This is a genomic window from Dictyobacter sp. Z7_2 (genome assembly GCF_057551105.1).
Genome location: NZ_BAAJPE010000001.1, coordinates 3191345 through 3208950 on the forward strand (window position 1 = coordinate 3191345; position 17606 = coordinate 3208950).

At 49.2% G+C, this 17606-nt stretch carries 8 protein-coding genes; 3 read left to right on the forward strand and 5 right to left on the reverse strand.

The genetic code is table 11. From position 1 onward, the window contains the following. Nucleotides 1-53: 53 nt before the first annotated feature. Nucleotides 54-4160, forward strand: coding sequence for an FAD-dependent oxidoreductase (locus AC27N8_RS12695; RefSeq protein ID WP_487067516.1), 4107 nt, complete (start codon nt 54-56; stop codon nt 4158-4160). 54 nt (nt 4161-4214) lie between these two features. On the opposite strand, the gene AC27N8_RS12700 is transcribed toward AC27N8_RS12695, so the two are convergent. Continuing rightward, a complete protein-coding gene (locus AC27N8_RS12700; RefSeq protein WP_487067518.1) occupies nt 4215-4616 on the reverse strand; it encodes a VOC family protein in 402 nt (133 codons plus the stop codon). A 126-nt stretch (nt 4617-4742) separates the two neighbouring features. Between AC27N8_RS12700 and AC27N8_RS12705 the strand changes: the two genes are divergently transcribed. After that, the gene (locus AC27N8_RS12705) at nt 4743-5369 is read left to right on the forward strand and encodes a VC0807 family protein (protein ID WP_487067520.1); all 627 of its coding nucleotides are present in this window, start codon (nt 4743-4745) and stop codon (nt 5367-5369) included. Here the strand turns inward: AC27N8_RS12705 and AC27N8_RS12710 are convergent. From AC27N8_RS12710 to AC27N8_RS12725, 4 genes are all read right to left on the reverse strand, one after another. After that, nucleotides 5363-9433, reverse strand: a complete 4071-nt coding sequence (locus tag AC27N8_RS12710; RefSeq protein ID WP_487067522.1) for a non-ribosomal peptide synthetase — start codon at nt 9431-9433, stop codon at nt 5363-5365. The genes AC27N8_RS12705 and AC27N8_RS12710 overlap by 7 nt on opposite strands. Nucleotides 9434-9453: 20 nt before the next feature. Then, entirely contained in the window at nt 9454-11304 is a 1851-nt protein-coding gene (locus AC27N8_RS12715) for a non-ribosomal peptide synthetase (RefSeq protein WP_487067524.1), read from the reverse strand. 354 nt (nt 11305-11658) lie between these two features. Beyond that, nucleotides 11659-12840, reverse strand: a complete 1182-nt coding sequence (locus AC27N8_RS12720; RefSeq protein WP_487067526.1) for a cytochrome P450 family protein — start codon at nt 12838-12840, stop codon at nt 11659-11661. Nucleotides 12841-12973: 133 nt separating this feature from the next. Beyond that, complete coding sequence (locus tag AC27N8_RS12725; RefSeq protein ID WP_487067528.1) at nt 12974-16075, reverse strand: winged helix-turn-helix domain-containing protein; 3102 nt, start codon at nt 16073-16075, stop codon at nt 12974-12976. Nucleotides 16076-16540: 465 nt separating this feature from the next. Here AC27N8_RS12725 and AC27N8_RS12730 point away from each other — a divergent pair, with 465 nt between their 5' ends. After that, a complete protein-coding gene (locus AC27N8_RS12730; protein ID WP_487067530.1) occupies nt 16541-17605 on the forward strand; it encodes an NAD-dependent epimerase/dehydratase family protein in 1065 nt (354 codons plus the stop codon). The last annotated feature ends 1 nt before the right edge of the window (nt 17606 follow it).

Here is a 17606-nt window from a genome sequence, read left to right on the forward strand (position 1 = left end):
CCTGCTACAGCGTGTAAATGGGGATACGTTACTATCTTGGAGAAATATGCTCTATGGCAAATGCGCAGATAACCTACCTCATTGTCGGGAACGGCATCGCTGGTATTACGGCGGCTGAGAATTTACGGATACAAGACCCGACCGCTCTGATTACAATTGTGGCAGATGATCCATTCCCAGTCTATTATCGTCCTGCGCTTAAAGACTATCTGGCCGGTCAAATGCCAGAAGAGAAGCTATGGGCGCGTCCGACGTCATTTTATCAGGAACAGCGTATTGGTTTTATCCCTGCTCGTGTCGTCGGGGTTAATCCAGGACAGCATTGTGTGCAACTTCATAACGGGGAACAACTCTATTATCAGAAATTGCTGCTGGCTCAGGGAGCTCGTGCCAAACAACTGGATTGTCCAGGAAGCGATCTGGCCGGGGTGTCGACATTGCGTACCGTGGCTGATTATCAGGAGATTGTTCGCCATCTCAAAAACGTGACGCGTGTGGTTATCTGTGGGAGTGGTACTCTGGCTTTGGAAAGTGCTGAGACGTTGCAGAAACAGGGACGTAAGGTGACCCATCTCTTACGTGGTACTACCCTGTGGTCTGAGATACTGGACCCGGCTGCGTCGGATCTTGTGCTGCATGAGGAGCAACGGGTGGGGATCGATGTGCGGCTGAATACGGAGATTGTCGAGATCGTTGGCAAAAAAGGCAAGGTCAGCGCGGTAATGACGAATGATGGAGAACAGATCCCCTGTGAACTGGTCCTTGTCGCCATCGGCATCGAGCCCCATCTGGATTTTCTTAAAGCGAGCGGTATCGGGTACAAGCAAGGGATCCAGGTTGATAATCATATGCGCACAAGTGTGTCGGATATTTATGCGGCTGGCGACGTCATCGAAACAACTGATATTGTAAGTGGACGCGCACGTCTCCTGGGGCAATGGTATCCGTCAACGCAACAGGCGCGTACGGCGGCTCACAATATGTATGCCGCACTGCATACGTCCCCCGGCTTGCAACCGGATCTGTATGCGTGGTCGCGTGAATACCGCAACTATTACAATGCTAGCTTTTTGTTTGGGCTCGATTTCGTCTCGATTGGACAGACTACGAGTCCCAGACGGCAAGCAAATACTTTTTATAAAGAGATAATCGCTCTCCCTGAACCACGCAATTATCGCAAAGCAGTCCTGCAAAATGGTATCCTTGTTGGCGCCCTCTTTCTGGGCCAACGTGATCAGGCCCTCGCTTTCAAACGTGCAATCGATCATCATGTTGATGTTACAACTATTGCCGCTCAACTCTTTGACAATACTTTTGACTTTGAAGGTTGGCTGGATCAGCAACAGGTGCCACCAGCCCTTCTTACCGTATATCAGCAGAAGAGTATGAAGCCTTATCTGGACAATCCCAATGCAATTGAAGCTGAAAACGCCATGGCGCATGGGCAAGAGGCTGTACTTGTCCCTATCATTCATCCCAGGGTTGCCATTCCTCTGAGAGAATTTCCGCTGTATCAAAAAAATCAGATTATAATAGGCAGGCAAGCGCAAGTAGAGCTATACATTGAGCATCTCTCCGTATCACGTACTCATGCTCAGATCGAGTACAGCAATGGATGTTATACGCTCTGTGACATGGGGAGCTCGAATGGGACATTTGTGAATAATATAGCTTTGCTTCCTTACAAAGAACATATCCTCCAGCAGAATGACCACATCAGGCTGGGCGATGTCCAAATGCGCTTTGAGCGACGTCAAGGAGCATTTCAACATCTTCAGGGAACACAACTCAACGCGAATGCTACACGTCGCATCCCCGAAAGTGTCCTGGCCGCATTACCACTCACGCCCACATTGGTCTTGATGGGCCAGAGATCTCAACCGATCGTTGTGCCGCTGGCTTTGGATAAGCGTACAACGATTGGACGTGATCCAACCAACGTTCTCACTGTGGATGATACTGCAACGTCCCATACCCATGCCGAACTTTTTTCTTCCAACGATGGTTTCTATATTCGCGATTTGAATAGCCGTAATGGCGTTTTTGTGAATAAAGTCAAGATTAATAACGCGTACAATCTGTTGCACGGGGATGGTGTTGTGATTGGCAATATGTTCATCTACTACTCTTTTCCGCAATCGCTCTCTCCCGCTCCTGACAGGGAACAGACGAGTACGTTTCAGATGACGGCGATCCAGAGTCCGTTGGTACAAGAGTCGAAAGCATTACCGATGCATGTGGTGCCTGGGTTGAGTCATCGTCCCACTGTTCAGTCGCTTCAGGCGGAGCGCATTAGCTTTGAGCTCGATATGTGTATTGGCTGTGATCGTTGTATGGTTGCGTGCCCTGTACCTATTTCATCTATGGTCACCATTGCTGATCTGAATCAGGCGACCGCTCAGGAGAAGGTCTCGCCTCAGGTTGCTCGCTTTACGCAAGAATGTATCATGTGTGGCTCCTGTGTCTCTGTCTGTCCTGTGGATAATCATCGCGACCTCCTGATGCTCTCATTAAAGCAACGGCTGGGAGCTTCGTGGGAAAGCCCGGCAAGCAGTCAGCATGTCGCTAATATGCTTCCCAAAGGCTGGAGCGTTCCTCAAGTGATGCAACGGGTCCGCTTTCAGACGGCTTTACATAATCCTCAAGATGTTCCTGAAAATTATCTGTTACATCTCGTCTCCGCCTCGCGTTTTCTGGCGCTCCAACCTGGCGAGACGGTGATTCGCGAAGGTGAGTATGGGCGTGATCTCTATCTGATTCTTGAGGGTCGTCTGGATCTCTTTGCCGTGGGAGGCGATAAGAAAGAGTTTCCAGTAGCTGTACTCAATCCAGGCGAGTCTGTTGGCGAAGATGGCATGTTAACCGGGCAGCGCTATAATGCGACGGCTAAAGTGCAGACTCCTGCCATCATCTTGCAGATACCCGATCAGGTTATGCACCATCTGATGGAATTGGTGCCCCAGGTCAAGGTGTTTTTTGATCAAACAAACAATCTCCGCTCATTGCATTCTATCTTGAAGCGTATGGCTCTCTTCCAGGATGTTGCCGATGCTGGCATCCGTGCGCTGATCACACAAATTCAGGTGAAACAATATGATCGCGATCAGCGTCTCTTTGTGGAAAAGAACAGTCAGGCAGAACAGCGTCCGGAACTGGAGACACTCCATGTCATTTTAGAGGGGTTTGTGAAAGTGACGCAGGAGCAGCCGACCGTGGCTGGAGGTACAGTTGAACGTGTGATGGCTTATCGCCAAGGAGGCGACTATTTTATTGGCGGGCTGGATCTGCTGGGTGATGGAAAGGCTGTGACGGTCACAACTATCAATCGTGTGCGCGTTGCCGAGATTCCACGACAAATAATGTTGACGTTCTTCAAAAGCTATCCGCAGGTGCACAAGCGCTTTACGCAGCGTCTGCGGGAGTATGTCGAAACGGCTACCGTGACGCAGACCTCATTGCCGGCGGTTAGCGGCGCCAGAAAACGTTCGAAGGTGTTGCCAGAAATTCCTGTCCGTTCAGGATTGCAATCGCTGGTTAGTCAGGGCGTTGTCGAAGGAACCGAAGTACTGGTGATCGATCTGGATAAATGTATCCATTGCAACGAGTGTGAAGAGGCTTGTGAGCGTCGGCATGGACACTCACGTATGAACCGTACCGGGAAGGTGATTGGTAACATCAGTATTACCACGACTTGCCGTCAATGTCAGGACCCCGTTTGTATGCTGTGTAGCCGCGCAGGAATTGCACGCAAGGCGAACGGAGAAGTTTATATCACTGAGAGTTGCATTGGCTGTGGAATCTGCGCCGAACGTTGTCCTTATGATGCCATCTCGATTGTGGATAGTGAGGGTGAGAAAGGAAGTCAGCAGGAGCAAGCATCCTGGCAGCGCTTCAATAGCTTATTTGGCAAAGGTGCTCCGAAGAAACAGCGCCAGAGTAAAAATCTTCCGATGCTCCAGCGAAGTCAGCTTGCTCCCGGACCGCTTGAGCGGCCTCAGCACGATGCCTATGATGAGTTGCGCAAGAAGATTGCGGTCAAGTGTGATCTCTGCGCAGGATATAATAATCAAGCATGCGTCGATGCCTGTCCGACTGGTGCGGCAATTCGTATCCAGCCGACCGAATTTTTTGGCTCGACCGAAGAGATTCTTCAACGCTAGGCGGCTGAAGAATCTAACTGCAGGATATGCTATCTCTGCAATGCCAGGATGATCTTACTCTTGACGTGCGGATGAAAAGTAGAATTCCCAGGCGATGCCATCGGGATCGTAGAAGCTGATGTGGGTGGAGTGCGATGGCTCATCGTACTGGATGCCGTTGTTGGGGATGCTGGCTTGATTGAGCTTTGCGAGCAATTCATCGAGCAATTGGATATTGGGAATGTGTAGTGCTAAGTGATCCAGTCCAACACGATATGGATTGAAGCGATCATCGCTGGCTGTGTGTGGATCGTTGCCTATGAGTACTACCATCGTCCCATAGACGTCGAGCGCGAGGCGACCGGGCACCTCAAATTTCACTGGAAGCTGTAAGCCATCAACATAAAATGCTCTGGAACGTGCTACGTCGGTTACACGTAATGCGAGATGGCTGAAGCCTGGAATCGAAGTCGTCATATCTTTTATTTCCTCTCTATCTTAAATTTGTTTGCTGGTCGATATACCTCACTATACACCAAAAATCGCGTCAACGTGTAATCTCTTAGCCAGAAGAGCCGTACCAGGCCTAAAGGATAATGTGCAATGTCTGGTAGTCAATCATCTGCGGTAAAGCCTACCTTTCGTGGATTATCGCCATTTTTTTTTATCGATATTTTATGTCCTTTGCTTGCCTTCAAACTGTTTCGTCACCTTTTTCCTGATATGTCAGCAGCGGCGGTCTTGATGCTGTGTGGGATTTTTCCTTTGCTTTCTTGTCTGCTGAGTGTTGTCTCCAGACATCGTCCTGACGTGGTTGGCTTGCTTGTGATCGTCGCTCTGTTGATTAGTGGCGCGGCTGGCTTGCTCGGAGCGCGTGAGGTCATGCTCTTTCCGATTACGACAGGGATCATCGGAATTTTTTTCCTGCTTTCGCTTTTGTTGCGCAGGCCTATCATCTTTTATATTGGTCGACAACTGACTACGAAAAATAATCCTGTCTGGATCGCCGAATTTAACGCGAGTTGGCATGTGCCTGACGTCCAGGCCGCCTTACGCTTGATGACTCTGGTCTGGGGGTGTGGGATGACTCTTGAGTTTGTTGTGCAGATTATATTTAGCTACGTATTGCCTGCATCTTTATTTCTTCTGATTTCTTCTCTCCTTAAGTCTGGGATCTTTATCGGGCTTCTTATCTGGACTGTCAGTTATATACATCGTCATCCTCAATGATGCGGAATTGCTTTGGGTCGGCGTGCCAGTTGATGTTTTATTTCTGCGCCCAATTCCTGGACGTGGTCGGTAAGGCAGCCGAGATGCGTACCAGGTACGCGGTACATTTCGATATCACTTCCCTTTTCATGGTGCATTTTGCGTTTCCACACTGTACCGAGTGGCTCTTCTTCGCTCTGGAGTAGGATGACCTTCCCTTCATAACCCTTCGTATAGTCGTAAGCTGCGATGGTCCAGTTGGATATGGCTATCGTCTCGATCAGCAGTGGGTCGATGGTCGGATTGAGCATTGCGATGTTGGGATCAGCCATAGCAAATGTCTCGATATTTTCTGGCTTTTTCGAATGTACGATGTAGCGGTATGCGTGCCGCAAGGCAAAGAACCATTCGAATTGTTTCTGTTGCCCAAATTTCAGCTTGTCCCCGATGAGTTTAAAGGTATGATAAGCCAGTTTTTGCGATAATGGTGGATAGGCTACATCGATGATAATCAACATATCTGTTTGCTCTCCTTGCGCCTGGAGTTGTCGGGCCATCTCGTAGGCGATGAGTCCTCCATTGCAGAATCCTCCGAGCGCATAGGGTCCCTGCGGCTGGATGCTACGGATGGCTTTGAGTTGCGCCTCGGCCATTGTCTCTATCGTAGGTGTGTCCTGCGGGGTGTCGAAGCGATATGGTTCGAGTACGTAAAATGGTTGATCGTTGCCGAGTATGCGCATTAAGGAATAGCAGTATGCTGGTCCACCTGCATAGTCTCCATGGAGAAAGAAGAAGGGACGTTGCGTGCCTTGCGTTTGTATCCCTATAAGGGCAGGTCTGTTCTCTGCTTGATCTTTGGCTTGTAGGACGCTTGCCAGTTGTTCGATGGTTGGCCCGGCAAAGAGAGTCGGGAGTGCGATTTTTCTGTCAAATGTCTGCTCTATTTTGACCAGCAGACGAGTAGCTAGCAAAGAGTGTCCTCCGAGTAAGAAAAAATTATCGCGTATGCCTATTGGGTGCTTATCGAGTAACTCTTCCCAGATTTGCAATAATTGATACTGGATCATTGAGGTTGGATGTACTGAGCTTTTTCCTGTTATAAATGCAGTGGCGTGCGTGTCTGTTAATGCGCGGCGATCTATCTTGCCGTTGGGAGTCAATGGTAAAGCGTCTAGCTGCATAAAAGAAGTTGGGATCATGTAGTTGGGGAGCTTTTCTTGCAAAGCTTGTATCAGATTTTCGGTTGTGAGATTGTTTTCCAGGGCCGTAACAATATATGCGCTAAGCTGTTTGTCTGACTGAGCATCTTCTCTCACGATGACCGCAGCTTCTTGAATGCTCGGATGCTGTCTTAGAATCGTCTCTATCTCTCCAAGTTCGATGCGAAAGCCGTGAATCTTTACCTGATTGTCGCTACGATGGAGATAGTCAATCTGGCCATCCGGGAGATAACGGACCAGGTCTCCTGTGCGATATAAGCGACTTTCAGGATTGCGGCTGAAGGGGTCAGGAATAAACTTTTCGGCTGTCAATGCAGGTTGATGGAGATATCCGCGTGCCAGTCCTGCCCCGCCGATCCAGAGCTCTCCGGGTATGCCAACCGGTGTGGGCTTGCCAGTTGTGTCAACTACGTACATCTGTGTATTGTCGATGGGGCGTCCAATGGTGATTGTGCGCGAGTCTGTGTCTATCTTTTGCATGCTTGACCAGATGGTGGTCTCCGTTGGCCCGTAAAGATTCCAGATGGCGGTGGGCTTGCGAGCAATCAGTTGTTCCAGGAGGTTGGGCTGCAAGGCCTCGCCCCCGCAGAGGATACTCAATTGATGGATCGCAGGCATTCCGGCGTCCAGTAGCATGCGCCAGGTAGCAGGAGTCGCTTGCATGAGCGTTGGACGAATGGTGGCTAACGTTTTGGCGAGCTCACGTCCATCGGTGGCTGTCTCCTGTGAGACAAGCAAGAGTCTGGCACCTGTTGTCAATGGCAGGAAGAGTTCTAAGACTGCGATATCAAAAGAAAGTGTTGTGACAGCGAGAAGGATATCCTGCTCCGTTACCTTGAGGTCTCTTTGCATGGACGAAAGAAAGTTTACGACCCCACGATGCAGGAGTTGTACACCCTTCGGGCGACCCGTGGAGCCGGATGTGTATATGACGTATGCGAGATTAGTAGCTGAAACTTCGCTGTCCAGATTCATCTTGCTTTCCTGGGCCATGAGAGGCCAATCGGTGTCCAGACAGATGGTGGCGGGTAGCTCGTGGGACATCCTGGCGAGCACTTTTTGTTGTGTCAAGACAAGCGCTGTCTGACTATCCTGAAGAACATAGGCGATGCGATCCTGAGGATGCGTCGGATCAAGGGGGATGTAGGCTGCGCCAGCTTTGAGGACTCCAAGTAGCGCGATGACCATATCGATAGAACGTTCGAGATAAAGACCTACCAGCATTTCAGCTTTTACTCCGCGCTTTTTAAGGTAGTGTGCCAGTTGGTTTGCTTGCTCGTTGAGTTCTCGATAGCTGAGTTGCTGATCTTCGAAGCTGATCGCCAATGCTTCCGGCGTATGTTGCGCCTGGGACTCAAAGAGTTGGTGCAGACAAAGGTTTTGTGGATACTCTCTGGTTGCCGCATTCCATGTGATCAGGATCTGCTGCTCCTCATCAGTGGTGAGAATTGGCAGATCTGTCAGGTGTTGCGTTGAATCGCTGACAATGCTGTGCAGGATGGCTTGCCAGTGTCCAATGATGCGCTGCGCTGTTGTCTCATCGAACAGATCGGTGTTGTATTCGAGCCAGGCTGCAAAGCCATCTGGACGGTCATCGAGCTCGAGATAGAGATCAAGTTTAGCGGTATGGATATCGACATCGGATTGCGTGATTGTCCAGCCCGATGCTAGTGTTGGCAGAGGAGGCTCTAATGAGAGCATCGCCTGGATAAATGGACTTTGTCCTGGATATCTTTCCTGGTGTAGTTCCTTGACGAGATATTCAAGTGGAATGTCTTGATGCATATGGGCTTCTAAAATCACGCTTCGCATACGCCGTAAGAGCTCATGGAATGTAGGGTTGCCGGAGAGATCGGTTCGCAGTACCAGCGAATTGAGGAAAAGCCCGAGCAGATTTTGCACTTCTTTACGGTCCTTGCCTCCGATCGTTGTGCCCAGGATGATATCTTCTTGCCCTGAATAGCGATAGAGCAAAGCATTGAATGAGGCAACTAATACTGTGTAGAATGTTACTCCCTCACGACGACCAAGTGCTTTTAAATCTTTTATCAGATTGTCTGATAACCTGAATGGCAAGCGAGCACCGCGATGGCTCTCTATGGCTGGTCGTGCTCGATCAATGGGGAGATCCAGGGTGGCAGGTGCTTGTGCCAGTTGTTGTCTCCAATAAGTCATCTGATCGTTGACTTCGCTGGTCTGTAGATGCGCTCTCTGCCAGACGGCAAAGTCACTATATTGAAGAGGCAATGGGGCTAGAGGTGATGGCTTCCCACTGGCAAATGCTGTGTAATGAGCGAATAATTCTGGCAGAAATATATCATAAATACTGCCGTCGAATAGAATATGATGTAATGTAACGTATAATCTGTGATCTTCATCGCTCAAGTGGATGAGGATAGCACGCAATAATGGAATCTGGCTTAGATCGAAGAGCGGTAATGCCTGTTCCGTAGCAATCCTGATAGCTTCTGGTTCTCTCTGCGTCTCAGGAAGATGTCTCAGGTCCACAACTGGCAGCTTGAGCTGCAACGTAGGATGTACACGCTGGATTGGTTCTCCATGAATAATGGGAAAGCTGGTACGCCAAACTTCATGACGACGGATGATTTCATTGAAGCTCTGCTCCAATGCGTCTATGTTGAGTTGTCCCGGAAGACGGAGCGTCACTGACTCATTATAGACAGGCACATCAGGTGTCATTTGTGCAAGCAACCACATCTGTTGCTGCCCCAGGGAGAGCGGTGCGGGTGCTTCCTCACCCCTTTTCTGGATCGTTGCAGCTTCTTTTTTTGCTACTGCGATGTTGCCTTGTAGATATTTCTCAAGTAAGGCCTGTTTTGTCGCTGAAAGTTGTATTTCGTTCAATCTCGCTCTCCTTTCGTCAACTACAACGGAAGCTGTGGGGTGGCTTCTAGCTGCAATAACTGTTGAACCTCCTCTTCGCTCATCGCTTCAACCTTGGCGGTGAGGAGCGTAACTACTTCAAAGGCTAATTCCCTGATGGTTGGAGCGTTGAACAAGGTTCTCAAGGATAAGTCGACTCCAAAGGCTGTCACTATTTTAACAATGAGTTGTGTTCCTAATAATGAGTGTCCACCAAGCATGAAGAAGTTATCATCGATCCCTACCTGCTCCAGGCCCAGTAAGGGGGCTATGATTTCGGCCAGACTCTTTTCCATGGCTGTCTCTGGTAGTGAGAGCATTCTATCTCGTAAGGTATTTGTTGCGTCTGGATCTGGTAGGGCCGCAAGATCTCTTTTACCATTGGGGGTGAGCGGTAAGGTATCTAAAAGTACAAAGGCAGCTGGATGCATATAATCTGGCAACTGTGTACCCAGAAAATCTTGTAACTCTGTCAGAGATGGAGAGGCTTGATTATCAACGACGAGATACGCGACCAGATGTTTTTCAGCAGAGGCATCCTCTCTTAGACTCACTATGGCTTGATGTACCGCTGCGTGATGACTTAATGTATCCTCGATCTCTCCCAGTTCAATACGGAAACCTCTTAGCTTTATCTGGCGATCGATGCGTCCAATAAAGTCGATAGCACCATCGAGCGTATAGCGTGCCAGATCCCCGGTCTGATACAACCGTGCCTGGGGATCTGCACTAAAAGGATTGGCGGCGAACTTTTCGGCGGTGAGCTCGGAGCGATGAAGATAACCGCTGGCTAGTCCTGCTCCTCCAATATAGATTTCTCCCGCCTCGCCTTGAGCAACAGGTTGCATCTGCTCGTCAAGAATGTAAATCTGAGTGTTATCAATGGGATAACCAATTGATGGCGCTTTAGATGGGTGTTCCGTCGGTGGAATATTGATTGATGTCGCTACGACGGTAGCTTCCGTTGGTCCATAGTTGTTGACTAATGTGAATGGTAGGGCGGCCGCAGGATAACGACGTAACGTGTCGCCTCCGGTGAGCAAGAAACGTAGCGCTGTGGTGGAAGACCATGAGAGATCTATCACACTTTCTGCGAGAGGAGTTGGTAGAAACGTTATTGTGATCTCATGCTGGATTAACCAATCTCGTAGCAGCGTGGGGACGACACGCGTCTCCTCGTCGATGATATGTACACTGGCTCCGATTGTGAGGTATGGCCAGAGTTCCCATCCTGTGGCATCGAAGGCAGGACTGGCAATCTGTGTTGCCCGGTCAACTCTGGTTACTCCGAAGGCTCTTTGATGCCAGAGTATGAGGTTGAGCAGGCTGCCATGGCTGATTTGTACCCCTTTGGGCTGACCGGTGGAACCAGAGGTGTAGATGATATAGGCGAGGTCACTCTCTCTGATCTCGATGATTGGCGTGGATGTACTCTGCTGCGCGAGCTCTCCGGCATCGGTATCCAGACAGATAATGTCAATTTCTTGCAGTGTAAAACGTTCCTTGAGATGCTGGCTCGTTAGCAAGATGGGGATCTGCGCGTCTTGCAGCATAAAGTTGAGCCGCTCTACAGGGTTGGATGGCTCTAGCGGCAAGTAGATACCCCCCGCTTTGAGTATGCCCAATAATCCAACTACCATATCGATAGAGCGCTCTAAGCATAGACCTATCGGTGTACCATGTTGCACTCCATGTGTACTCAAATATTGTGCCAGTTGATTGGCTCGCCGATTGAGATCCTCATAACTGAGTGTCTGCTCTCCTGCGGTAAGTGCCAGCCTCTCCGGTGTCGCAATGGATTGCTGCTCTATTAATTGTGCTATCTGCTGATAATTTTCTGCTGCTATGTTCATGATTATGAGCTCCTCTAGTTGAATTTTTTTGCATTTGTGGGTGGAGGGCTCTCTGGCTAGATGATAGGAGGTAGAGCCGAAAATCGTATAGGATCTGAATGGTGGTCAAGGATACATATTCTATTGATACTATTACTACTGCTGAAATTGAGTGTATCCATATTTTTTATCTATGTCAAAAATACATCAGTAGTGATAGTACTATAGTAATAAATTATTTAATAAATTGTTATGTAAGTTCTTCAATATATATTTTTAATCTATATGTATCGAGTGCTGGCCATATCTATACAAGAAGAGAAAATTGCACCTTTTTACATACGTGTAAAAAGGTGCAAGAATGCATTTAAGGGTTTAAAAAGCTACTGGCAAGCTGATGAGGCCGCGCAGCATAAGGTTGCGGTTCCATATGAGTTGTTCTGGATCGTCGATCAGGTGCAGGTTTGGCAGGCGGCGAAGCAAGGTACCGAATGCAATCTGTCCTTCTAGACGTGCCAGAGGCGCCCCCAGGCAAAAATGGAGCCCTTTGCCAAAGGCGAGGTGCTGGTTATCCTGACGTGTGATGTCCAGTACGGTTGGATCGGTGAACTGCTGTCCGTCGGAGTTGGCGGCGATTAATGCTGCGTGGATCTGGTCGCCTTTGTGGATCACTTTGCCATGTAATTCGATGTCCTCGCTTGCCCAGCGTTCGTCGGAGAGGCTTACTGGTGTGGTGTAGCGCAAGAGTTCTTCGACTGCTGCTGGCAGTAAAGAGGGATCAGTCCGGAGCAACTGCATCTGTTTGGGATGCTGTAAGAGCGCTAATGTGCCATTGGCAAGCAGGTTTACGGTCGTTTCATGGCCGGCGACAATGAGCAAGAAGATCATTGAGACCAGTTCGTTCTTACTTAATTGATCTCCATTTTCCTCCACCTGGACCAGATTACTGGTCAGATCATTGGCTGGATGGGAGCGTTTCTCAATCAGGAGTGTTTCAATGTAACTTTGGAAGGCTCTCATAGCGTTTATAGATTCCTCTTCCCCTTGATTGTTTACCAGTGCCTGGGTCCAGGTGCGAAATGATTTTCGGTCTGTAACGGGGATGCCTAGCATTTCGGAGATGACTGTGATGGGAAGCGGATAGGCAAAATCTGTGACCAGATCCATCGTTTCTTGTTCCTGAATGCCATCCAATAGCTCGTCAGTAATCTGCTGGATACGAGGACGGAGCTGCTCTATCATGCGTGGCGTGAACGCTTTTGAAACCAGACGGCGCAGGCGTGAATGGTCAGGTGGATCAAGGGTGAGCAGGTTTTGAAAAATGCTCTCCATAAGAACGCTTCTCTCGTCTTGCTGGGGAGGGAAGACTTTCCGCCTATCCTTTACGAAACGAGGATCTTTTAGCAGAAGTAATGCGTCCTCATAGGTTGTTATTAGCCAGGCGTTTAAGCCTTCCACAAAGTAGAGCGGTTCAGCGGCGCGTAGTTGCGTGTAGAATACTTGCGGATTTCTCTTTGCCTCCTGGGCCACGAGATTCTCGATACTAATCTGTGTCATATCAAAACTCCTTTGATTGAGATGCTTTGGCTATTGCTTGTTCATTAACTTTAGCTAGTCTACAGCAACTGGAAGCAGTCTCCATGGCCCTTTAGGAGCATTCTATGGGAGTATTTTTTGTTGGTTGATGAGTTTATAACAATTGAATTTCGCGCGCACGTGCGATTGCCTGCGTGCGATTGCTCACGGCGAGCTTCGCCAGGATGTGTTTGACGTGGCGTTTGGCTGTGTTGAGGCTGATTACCAGTTGATCGGCGATCTGTTGGTTGGAGGCCCCCGTGGCCATGTGGGAGAGGACCTCAAGTTCGCGCGTGCTCAGCGGATCAATGAGTACCTGAGAAGCTTCTACTTGTGTGTGGTCGGACAACATCAGTTGCGTAGGTGGCATGGCATCCTGAAGTTTTTGAATGTAAAAGGATGAAGCTGTAGTATATGCCGAGATTTGTGCTAGCAGGAGTACCATTGGCTGGCCTTCATCGACGAAGAGGCGTATATAGCCCATTGGCTCTGCCTGCGCTAGAACCTCTCCAAGGAGACTGAGTGCCTGATGTACGTTCCCTTGCGCTTGCAGGGTGAGGGCGGTGAGCATCTGGATTTCAAGCAGCCAGCCGTGGAAATCCAGATGGAGAGCACATTCTCCCCAGTTTTTAAGTATGATCAATGCCTGCATGAACGCTGCTGTGGTGTTCTGCGAGCGTCCACGTGCAATCAGGATACGCGCGAGTGTCATATATGCAAATATCTGCTGGCTTTCCAGGAGCGTTTTAGGGGCGTCATCGTAGGATATTCCATACGTGCTTGCCCAATGCTCGGCTTCTGCTATCTGCCCACAGGCGAGTGCCAGACGTGCCGCAAGCGTTGGTATATCTATCGGAGGATTTTTTGGGCCGTGGGGAACTTCTCCGCATATTTCTGGTTGGTTACGGACCAGTTCCAGAAAATGTCTGGCGGCTTCGGGTCGATGTTGTGCCAGCTCAATACGTGCCTGTGCCCAGAGCGCAATTCCGAGAAAGGGGTAATGATGCGCACGTGATATAAACTTCAGCACTTGTTGCATTTCATATGAAGCTTCTGGTAAACGATTCCATTCATAGAATACGCTGGCTTTGCGTAACTGCGTGAAACTTATCAAGGTTGAGGGTATCGGCGCGAGATTGAGGCGTGTTCCAACTGTCTGGAGGAGTCCCTCATAGAGCAACGCTACTTTGGGTAGCTGGCCCTGTGCTCTATATAATTCTCCCAGTAGAAAGGTGGCTCCCATATTTACAACCGAATATGTGTCTGTTGACTGTAAAACACTGAGATCAAGCAGTATGCGTTCGGCTGTTACTAAGTCCCCACGGGCACCATAGGTGAGGCTGAGAACGATCTGGAGAAATTGTGTCAGCATCTGGCTCAAGTCAGTGGCTCGTCTCGTCAGGACACGCAATGCTTCAAGCGTCAGCGTGAATGCACGCAGCGGTTGGTTCTGTGTGAGAGCAGTGACGGCACGGAAAAGTGTAAGCACGCTTTGAGGCTCTTCCCAGGATGTAGCCGCTATTTGTTGTTGTTCCTGTACGTACTCTTCCATGCGGAGTAGCGACTGTTCGACGACTTCTGGTGTGCGCGAGTTTAATGAGTGTAACCAGGGCATGGTGATGTAGAGTTGAGGAGACGCGGCGATGATCGTTGGTGGAATTTGATTTAACCACTGCTTCAGTCGTTCGAAGTGTCCCTGCTTTACCATGTGAGGTAGGTGTCTGGCGACCAACTGTGCGGCCTGAGGGAGATCTCCGGCGAGAAAGGCGTAATCACATGCCTCTTCCAGGCGCTGATGCTGTTCGTACCAGCGACTGGCCCGCAGATAAAGTTGTGGGATTAAGTCTGGTTCGAGCTTCTGAAGTTGGGCGCGTAGTGAATTGGCGAAGAGAGGATGATAACGATACCAGGTTTCCGTGTCATTGAGAGCACTTACAAAGAGGTTGGCTTTCAGTAATCCTTCCAGGCACGCCTGTCCGTCAGATAGTTGCGTGACCGCATCACAGAGCGGACCAGTCATCTGGTCCAGAACAGATGTTAAGAGTAGAAAACGTTGCGTTTCAGGGGCCTGTTGCGCTAAGATCTCTTCACTGACGTACTCGAGGAGAAAGCGATGAGTTCCCTTGAATGTGCCTAGAAACGTTGTCGCATCAGCATGTCCTCGCAAAGCCAGCACAAGTAACTGTATGCCTGCAATCCAGCCCTCTGTATGCTGCTCCAGTAAGCGTAACGCTTCGAGAGAGAGCTTTAATCCCATTGTATGCACGAGCGCCTCGACCTCGCCAGAGCTGAAGCGTAACTCTTCGATGTACACTTCACTTAATTGCATGCGTGCTCGCAGGCGTGCCAGCGCCAGCGGAGGATCGACTCGTGTTCCAATCACCAGATGCAGGTGTGGTGGGAGATGTGTGAGGAATGTATCCAGGAGAGCATGGATAGCCTCCTCTGTCAAAACGTGATAGTCATCCAGGATTACAACTACTTCTTGCTTCAGCAGGCGCGTGAGATCGTTGAGCAAGCTGATGAGTACGTGCTCGATATCCTGGGTGCTGGTGAACTGATACGTTCGCATGGCCGCGTCAATGAGCTCGTCCAGACTGGCCAGAGCGGCTATGAAATAGGACAGAAAGCGCCAGGGATCGTTGTCGGCTGCTTCAAGCGAGATCCAGGCCACTGGCAAATCGATGCTGGAGGCCCATTCTGCTAAGAGCGTTGTTTTGCCAGAACCGGCTGGAGCTGAGACCAGGGTTAATGGTCCCTGTATATCCCGCTGGAGATGCGTAAGCAGGCGAGGACGTGAGATATGTTGCACGGGTAGCTGCGGAATACGCAGCTTGGTCGTGAGAAGCAGTTGCGATAGGATGGTTGCCTCTGATGAGCCAGAGTGCTCTTCGGCATCGTTGAAAGAGGCTGTGACTTGTTCTAAACGTGTCAGCGTCAGATCGGTGCTGCGAGCAAGATAGCGTTTCAACATGCGCCTTCCTTTGCGCTGATACGCATACCAGTATACTCCTCCTCGCTGTACGGTCTCTTTGCGCACAGTACAGCTTCCTCCTGATCGGCTCTGAAAGGAGAAAGAGGCGATGGACTCCAGCCAGTCAAACCAGTGTGGGCTTGTGGGCTGGATGCCTGGAGTAAGTTGCTTTCCATGATACGTGACAGCGTATTCTTGCATAAGCGCTGACCACTGTACCTGATAGTGTACATGTCTGGGCATATGTCCCTCTCAAAAGAGATTGTGCATCTTGCTACCTAACATTGTGATGCTGTTGAATACTACGTTTGAGCGGGAGCAGGGTTATTTCTCAGAAGAAAGAAATGTGTTATGTAGCAAGCTGACAGGAGGGTTTATCGGTTTGGCTGGATGACCAGTTGAAAAAATCTTGCTGATAGATGAGATATATTATACTAAGCTAAACCTTGATTAAAGTAGCGCTTTAACTTATAGTGTAATAATGCTTTGACACTTGAAATGAAATTTGATATAATAACACTGAATAAGGAAAGAGTATTAGTCGAATATCCTCGTGGATAAAAAACACACGATGCACATTTGGCTTTGCCTACTGTCGTCATTGAACTTCTACGATGTTTGGTCTGATTAGATGTTACATTTTTTCTCGCTAGCGTAGCATCTAATGTAGAGACAGAAAGACTAATTGTTAAGGTAAGGAGACAGAAATTGACGTACTGGAAAAATCGCAAAGTGTTGGTTACCGGTGGAGCGTCATTCATTGGAAGCCATCTGGTTGATCGTTTAGTCGCTTTAGGTGCTCGTGTAAGAGTTGCGGATGACCTATCAAGCGGCCATATTGATAACCTTAAAAATTCCTTTGAGCACATTGAGTTTATCAAAGGAGACTTGATGAATACCTCGTTTGCCGCTCTGTCATGTTCAGGGATGGAGAACGTCTTTCATCTGGCCGCGTTCCACGGTGGACGTGGGTATATTGAGCTTCATCCGGTTGAGTGTGCGGGCAATATGGTGTTGGATGGCATCGTCTTTGATGCAGCATATAGATCTGGTGTCGAGCATGTCTGCTTTGCCAGTTCAGCTTGCGTCTATCCGATTACCCTGCAGCAAGAGGTGCGTAATAGCAATAGTGTCTATCTGAGAGAGGATATGGCGAATACATATGAGCCGAATAAAGCCTTCTCGGATGGCGAATATGGATGGGCGAAGTTGATGGGGGAAATGGTACTTCAAGCATATAGTCGTCAGTCTAAAATGAAGACGGCTAGCGCTCGCATTTTTACCGCGTATGGAGAGCGTGAGAATGAAACGCATGCTGTGATTGCCTGGATCGCTCGTGCCTTTGTGAAGCAGAATCCCTTTGTCGTTTGGGGAACCGGGGAGCAGGATAGGAACTTTACCTATGTTGGTGATATTGTGGAGGGCATGCTGAGAACGGCTGAATTTATTAGTGACGGAACTGCGATCAACCTGGGTGCTACTGAACACACAAAGGTACGCGATGCTGTGAAACTTGTGCTGGAAATGACCAATGAGTCCCCTGACCTGTTTTTTGACACCTCAAAACCTACGGGAGTATACAGTCGCGCTGCCGATCTTACCAATGCGCGTCGGGTCCTCCATTGGGAGCCGCAGACATCTTTCAATGAAGGTTTGGCTCGTACTATCAACTGGTACTTTGCAAATCATGATCGTAATGTTGTGCGCGAGCATCTGGATGTGTGGCTGATAGAACGTACTGCTGGTCGGCTATTGGAGCGTGCTATTGCGTAAC